This is a genomic window from Streptomyces sp. NPDC091279, from assembly GCF_044757465.1.
GTDB lineage: Bacteria > Actinomycetota > Actinomycetes > Streptomycetales > Streptomycetaceae > Streptomyces.
In genome coordinates, this window is record NZ_JBIVVA010000021.1 from 85,883 (window position 1) to 91,882 (window position 6,000).

Annotated in this window: 7 protein-coding genes; 4 read left to right on the forward strand and 3 right to left on the reverse strand. The window is 70.0% G+C overall.

What is annotated here, in order from left to right; translation table 11 throughout:
• Positions 1 to 30 precede the first annotated feature (30 nt).
• On the reverse strand, positions 31 to 1,413 hold the full coding sequence (locus ACIQOU_RS35570; protein ID WP_401544331.1) for a glycine--tRNA ligase: 1,383 nt from the start codon (positions 1,411 to 1,413) through the stop codon (positions 31 to 33).
• 161 nt (positions 1,414 to 1,574) lie between these two features.
• Here ACIQOU_RS35570 and ACIQOU_RS35575 point away from each other — a divergent pair, with 161 nt between their 5' ends.
• From ACIQOU_RS35575 to ACIQOU_RS35590, 4 genes are read left to right on the forward strand one after another with little or no spacing between them, the layout of a single operon-like run.
• Positions 1,575 to 2,558 carry a metal ABC transporter substrate-binding protein gene (locus tag ACIQOU_RS35575; RefSeq protein WP_401544334.1) on the forward strand — a complete coding sequence of 328 codons (984 nt, stop codon included), beginning with the start codon at positions 1,575 to 1,577 and terminating at the stop codon, positions 2,556 to 2,558.
• A 17-nt stretch (positions 2,559 to 2,575) separates the two neighbouring features.
• Positions 2,576 to 3,349: a metal ABC transporter ATP-binding protein gene (locus ACIQOU_RS35580; protein WP_401544336.1), complete on the forward strand. Its 774-nt coding sequence runs from the start codon at positions 2,576 to 2,578 to the stop codon at positions 3,347 to 3,349.
• Positions 3,349 to 4,251: a metal ABC transporter permease gene (locus tag ACIQOU_RS35585; protein ID WP_401544339.1), complete on the forward strand. Its 903-nt coding sequence runs from the start codon at positions 3,349 to 3,351 to the stop codon at positions 4,249 to 4,251. The genes ACIQOU_RS35580 and ACIQOU_RS35585 overlap by 1 nt, the downstream gene beginning before the upstream one ends.
• A 60-nt stretch (positions 4,252 to 4,311) precedes the next feature.
• Positions 4,312 to 4,722: a Fur family transcriptional regulator gene (locus ACIQOU_RS35590; RefSeq protein WP_401544342.1), complete on the forward strand. Its 411-nt coding sequence runs from the start codon at positions 4,312 to 4,314 to the stop codon at positions 4,720 to 4,722.
• Between the two features lie 305 nt (positions 4,723 to 5,027).
• On the opposite strand, the gene ACIQOU_RS35595 is transcribed toward ACIQOU_RS35590, so the two are convergent.
• Together ACIQOU_RS35595 and ACIQOU_RS35600 are read right to left on the reverse strand one after the other, a co-directional pair.
• Positions 5,028 to 5,507, reverse strand: coding sequence for a hypothetical protein (locus ACIQOU_RS35595; RefSeq protein ID WP_401544344.1), 480 nt, complete (start codon positions 5,505 to 5,507; stop codon positions 5,028 to 5,030).
• The coding region (locus tag ACIQOU_RS35600) for a hypothetical protein (RefSeq protein WP_401544347.1) at positions 5,492 to 6,000 on the reverse strand (509 nt) is incomplete at its 5' end. The genes ACIQOU_RS35595 and ACIQOU_RS35600, both read right to left, overlap by 16 nt.

The following is a 6,000-nucleotide window of genomic DNA, read 5'->3' on the forward strand; positions in this document are numbered from 1 at the left end:
TCTGGTGCGGGTGGCCGCTGGGGCCGGGGATCAGCTGCCGATCAGGCGGCTGGCGAGGTAGCCCTCGATCTGGTCCAGCGAGATGCGCTCCTGCTTCATGGTGTCGCGCTCACGCACCGTGACGGCGTTGTCCTCAAGGGTGTCGAAGTCGACGGTGACGCAGTACGGGGTGCCGATCTCGTCCTGGCGGCGGTAACGGCGGCCGATGGCGCCGGCGTCGTCGAACTCGATGTTCCAGTTCTGCCGCAGGGCCTGGGCGAGACCCTTGGCCTTCGGGGACAGCTCGGGGTTGCGGGAGAGCGGCAGCACCGCGACCTTGACCGGGGCGAGCCGGTGGTCGAGGCGCAGCACCGTGCGCTTCTCCAGCTTGCCCTTGGCGTTGGGCGCCTCGTCCTCGACGTAGGCGTCCAGGAGGAACGCCAGCATCGCGCGGCCGACACCGGCGGCCGGCTCGATGACGTACGGCGTCCAGCGCTCCTGGGCCTCCTGGTCGAAGTAGGAGAGGTCCTGGCCGGAGGCCTTGGCGTGGGCGCCGAGGTCGTAGTCGGTGCGGTTGGCGACGCCCTCCAGCTCACCCCACTCGTTGCCGCCGAACTGGAAGCGGTACTCGATGTCGGCGGTGCGCTTGGAGTAGTGGGAGAGCTTCTCCTTGGGGTGGTCGTACCACCGCATGTTCTCCTCGCGCATGCCCAGGCCGGTGTACCAGTTCCAGCGCTGCTCCATCCAGTACTCCTGCCACTTCTCGTCCTCGCCCGGCTTGACGAAGAACTCCATCTCCATCTGCTCGAACTCGCGGGTGCGGAAGATGAAGTTGCCGGGCGTGATCTCGTTGCGGAAGGACTTGCCCATCTGCGCGATGCCGAACGGCGGCTTGCGGCGCGAAGTGGTCTGCACCTGGGCGAAGTTGGTGAAGATGCCCTGCGCGGTCTCGGGGCGCAGATAGGCGACCGAGCCGGTGTCCTGGGTGGGACCGAGGTGCGTGGAGAGCAGGCCGGAGAACTGCTTGGGCTCGGTGAACTGGCCCTTGTTGCCGCAGTTGGGGCAGTTGACGTCGGCCAGGCCGTTCTCCGGGAGGCGCTTGTGCTTGGCCTCGTAGGCCTCCTCCAGGTGGTCAGCGCGGAACCGCTTGTGACAGGCGGTGCACTCGGTCAACGGGTCCGAGAACGTGGCGACATGGCCGGAGGCGACCCACACCTCGGGGGCCAGGATGACGGACGAGTCGATGCCGACCACGTCCTCGCGCGACGTCACCATGTAACGCCACCACTGGCGCTTCAGGTTCTCCTTCAGCTCGACACCAAGGGGTCCGTAGTCCCAGGCGGCCTTCTGGCCTCCGTAGATCTCACTACAGGGGAATACGAAGCCACGGCGCTTGCTCAGGCTGACGATGGTGTCGATCTTGTCGGCGGCCACGGTGCTCTCTTCATTACGACGACGGGCGACGAAGCGAGTTGCTTCAGAGCGAATGCTTCAGGTTACCGGCGGGGCCTCCCCCTCAATCAAATCGGTTCGGTCTTCGGCCAGCTCAGCGGGCTTGTTGACAATCGTTTCCAGATTTGTTGAAAATGACTGTCATGAACGAACGACGACGTCGCCCCCTGATACCCGTGGTACCCGTGATACCCGTGCTGGCGACGACCGCGGCCACCGCCCTCGCGCTCGCCACCCTCTCCGCCTGCTCGACCAGCACGGCGGCCGACGGCGCCGCGGGGAAGTTCGACGTCGTCGCGTCGTTCTACCCGATGGCGTTCCTCGCCGAGCAGATCGGCGGCTCCCATGTCCACGTCACCAGCCTCACCACCCCGGGTCAGGAACCGCACGACCTGGAGATCAGCGCCAAGCAGATCGTCGACATCGAGAAGTCCGACGCGGTGCTCTACCTCAAGAACCTCCAGCCCTCCGTCGACACCGCCGTGAGCCAGTCCGGGGTCAGGACGAAGATCGACGCGGCCTCCCTGACGTCGATGGAGGAGCACGGCAACGAGGTCGGCGGTCACGCGGCCACCCACGACACCTCGAAGAACACCGAGTCCACCGGTCTCGACCCGCACATCTGGCTCGACCCGGTGCGCTACGCGCAGGTCGCCGCGGGCGTCGGCAAGGCCTTCGAGAAGGCCGACCCGGACCACGCGGCCGACTACAAGAAGAACACCGCCGCCCTGGTCAAGAGGCTCGGCGCGTTGAACACCCAGTTCAAGGAGGGGCTCGCGGACACCAGGACCAAGGTGTTCATCACCACGCACGCCGCCTTCGGCTACCTCGCCGAGCGCTACGGCCTCACCGAGGAGGCCATCAACGGCCTCGACCCCGAGTCGGAGCCGAGTGCCGCCCGCGTCAAGGAACTTGAGACGATGGCGAAGGCCGACGGCGTCTCCACGGTGTTCTACGAGACCCTCGTCAGCGACAAGACCGCGAAGACCATCGCCGGGGACGCGGGCCTGAAGACCGACGTCCTGGACCCGATCGAGGGCATCACCAAGAAGTCCCGGGGCACCGACTACTTCGCCGTCCAGGAAGCCAACCTCAAGGCCCTGCGCACGGCTCTGGGCAGCAAGTGACCGACACGGAGGACGACATGGGCGAGCCCGTCATATCACTGCGCGGTGTCGATGCCGAGCTGGGCTCACGCCCCGTCCTGCGCGGCATCGACCTCACCGTGCGGCGCGGCGAGGTCGTCGCGCTGCTCGGCGCCAACGGCTCGGGCAAGTCCACCGCGATCCGCGCGATCATCGGCCAGGTGCCGGTCGGCGCGGGCGCGATCGAGCTGTTCGGCACGCCCCGCGCGCGGTTCCGGCAGTGGGCGCGGGTCGGCTATGTGCCGCAGCGCACCACGGCGGCCGGCGGGGTGCCCGCCACCGTCACCGAGATCGTCTCCTCCGGACGGCTGTCCCGGGCCCGTTTCGGCGTGCTGCGCAAGGCCGACCACGCGGCCGTGCGGCGCGCCCTGGAGCACGTCGGCATGGCCGACCGCGCCAAGGACTCCGTGGACGCCCTCTCCGGCGGCCAGCATCAACGAGTGCTGATAGCCCGCGCGTTGGCGGCCGAACCCGAGCTGCTGATCATGGACGAGCCGATGGCGGGTGTCGACCTCGCCAGCCAGGAGGTACTGGCCGCCACCCTGCGCGAGCAGGTCGCCGCCGGCGCCACCGTCCTGCTCGTCCTGCACGAGCTGGGCCCGCTCGAACCCCTCATCGACCGGGCGGTCGTCCTGCGCGACGGCCGCGTCCTGCACGACGGCCCACCCCCGCGCACCCCGGCCGGCACTCCCCCGGTCTCGGCTTCGCTCGACCACGTCCACCCGCACGCCCCCACGGGCGCCGGACCGATCCGTACGGGACTGCTGAGCTGATGGACATCCTCGACTACGCCTTCATGCAGCGGGCGCTGCTCGCCGCCGTCCTGGTCGGCATCACCGCGCCCGCCATCGGCATCTACCTCGTCCAGCGCCGCCAGGCCCTGCTGGGCGACGGCATCGGCCATGTCGCGATGACCGGCGTCGGCCTCGGCTTCCTGCTGAACAGTTCGCCGGTGTGGATGGCCACCGTCGTCTCCGTGCTCGGCGCGGTCCTCATGGAGCTGATCCGCTGGTACGGCCGCACCCGTGGCGACATCGCCCTCTCCATGCTCTTCTACGGCGGTATGGCCGGCGGTGTGATGCTCATCAGCCTCGCGCCGGGCGGTTCCAACGCCAACCTGATGTCGTACCTGTTCGGCTCGCTGTCGACGGTGTCGCCCTCCGATGTGACGGCGATCTGTCTGCTGGCCGGCTTCGTGGTGCTGGTCACCCTCGGCCTACGCCGCCAGCTCTTCGCCGTCAGCCAGGACGAGGAGTTCGCCCGGGTCACGGGCCTGCCGGTACGCGCGCTGAACCTGCTCACGGCGGTCACGGCGGCCGTCACGGTGACCGTCGCGATGCGCGTGGTGGGCCTGCTTCTGGTGTCCGCGCTGATGGTCGTGCCGGTCGCGGCGGCCCAGCAGCTGACCCGGAGCTTCGCGGCGACGTTCGCCCTCGCGGTCGCGATCGGCGTGACGGTGACGATCGGGGGGACGGCCACGTCGTTCTACCGGGACGTGCCGCCCGGCGCGACGATCGTGCTGCTGGCCATCGCCGCGTTCCTCGCGCTGACCGCGCTCGCGGCGCCGCTGGCCCGTCGGCGCGCCCGCGCGGCGGATGAAGCGCGCCCTGCCGGGGAAGCTACGGAGTGTGTGATTCCGGCCGGGCGGGCGGCCGGGGACGAAGTCGGCGTCTGACTCCGGTCGGGCCGGGCTGGCACAATGGCCCCGCAGGCCGCAGACGTGAAGGAGGCAACCGTGGTGACCGCTGGACCGCCGGTGAAGGGTCGCGCCACCCGGCAGCGTGCCGCCGTGGCGGCGGCGCTCGACGAGGTCGACGAGTTCCGCAGTGCGCAGGACCTCCACGACATGCTCAAGCACAAAGGTGACTCGGTCGGCCTCACCACGGTGTACCGGACCCTCCAGAACCTCGCCGACGCCGGTGAGGTCGACGTTCTGCGCACCTCCGACGGCGAGTCGGTGTACCGGCGGTGCTCCACCGGTGAGCACCACCATCACCTGGTGTGCCGGGTGTGCGGCAAGGCCGTCGAGGTGGAGGGGCCCGCGGTGGAGTCGTGGGCGGAGGCGATCGCGGCGGAGCACGGGTATGTGAACGTGGCGCATACGGTGGAGATCTTCGGCACCTGCGCGGAATGCTCCGCAGGTTGAACGGCTCCCCCCACCTCGGCTGAGCCGAAGCCCCTCGGGCCACCCCCGTCCCCGCCCCCTGGGGCCGGGGCGGCAGCACGTTCCGGGATCACGTAGGGCACATCGCCCGTGCGGGAACTCTCCGGCTCCGGTCGGGCGTGAATCCTAGGAGTGCCGGGGTGAGCGATCCCACACGCTATGACGAGTTGGCCGAACGGGCGGGTCTGGGCAGCCGCGAGACCCTCTACCGATGCCATCGCCCCTGGAAACAGAGCGAGTTGATGCTCGCACCGCCTGTCCGTAGGCAAGTTCGAGGACGCCCCCCGTCACCCCGCCGGGTCCCGGCCGGGCCGTTTCCGGCGGGGAACGTCCCAGTCGTCGAGGCGTTCGGTGATCCAGACGGGGTTGACCTGGTATTCGCGGGCGAGGGTGGTGATGGAGGTTCCGGCGAGGTAGCGGGCGGTGACGTCGGCACGGTCGCCGGTGAACTGGGCCTGGGCTGCCCGTACTTCGGCGGTGGAACGGCGCCGGGTGCGGCCTCGGAAGACGTGCCCGGCGGGTCGGCGCAGTGCGTGGGCCTCGTGCCGGTGACGCCGGGGCACGCCCCACTCGGCGAGGCGCAGGCCGAGCCAGTTGGGGGTGACGTGGTAGTCGGCGGCGATGCGGGAGACGGGTTCGTGGGCCTGGTAGCGCCGGATGATGGTGTCGCTGTCGGCGCGGGCGGCGTCGCGGGCGGCGGTCTTTTCGGCGGGAGTGACGGGGGCAACGGCCTTGGGGCGGGCGGGAGTTGTCACGGTGACGTCCATGGGTCCTCCGGCGCGAGGACGTAGAGGGGGTGGGCGAGCCCCCCGACCCGATGCCACACCGGCAACGGGGCGGGCGCGGGGGCGGGGGTGTAACTGTCGTGCGGGGCACGGGAGTTCACCGGCCACACCGTGAGGGTGTAGGTGCAGTCGTCGTCGTCCGTGAAGGTCACGTAGAGCGGGTAGCCGCGTTTGATGTGGGTGCGGGCGGCGCGCAGTTCGTCGGTGTCGGCGGCCCAGGCGCGGAGTTCGCCGGAACAGCCGGGGTCGGGCAGCCGGAAGGCGTGCATCAGCGGGGACACCCACGGGGTGCCGGTCGGGCGGGGGGTCAGCCGGTCCGCGACCCGCACCGCCTCTCCGGCCAGCCAGCGCAGTATCAGCTTCGGGGAGATCGACTGGACCGTCCCGAGCACCAGCCACTTCGGTTCACCGGTGCCGGGGGCGGACCACTCGGCGCGGACCTCGGCCCGGTAGCTCGACGGCTCCAGGGCCGGGC

Coding starts and splice junctions, on each gene's coding strand:
- ACIQOU_RS35575 (WP_401544334.1), top strand. CDS start 1,575: ATGAACGAACGACGACGTCGCCCCCTGATACCCGTGGTACCCGTGATA.
- ACIQOU_RS35580 (WP_401544336.1), top strand. CDS start 2,576: ATGGGCGAGCCCGTCATATCACTGCGCGGTGTCGATGCCGAGCTGGGC.
- ACIQOU_RS35585 (WP_401544339.1), top strand. CDS start 3,349: ATGGACATCCTCGACTACGCCTTCATGCAGCGGGCGCTGCTCGCCGCC.
- ACIQOU_RS35595 (WP_401544344.1), bottom strand. CDS start 5,507: ATGGACGTCACCGTGACAACTCCCGCCCGCCCCAAGGCCGTTGCCCCC.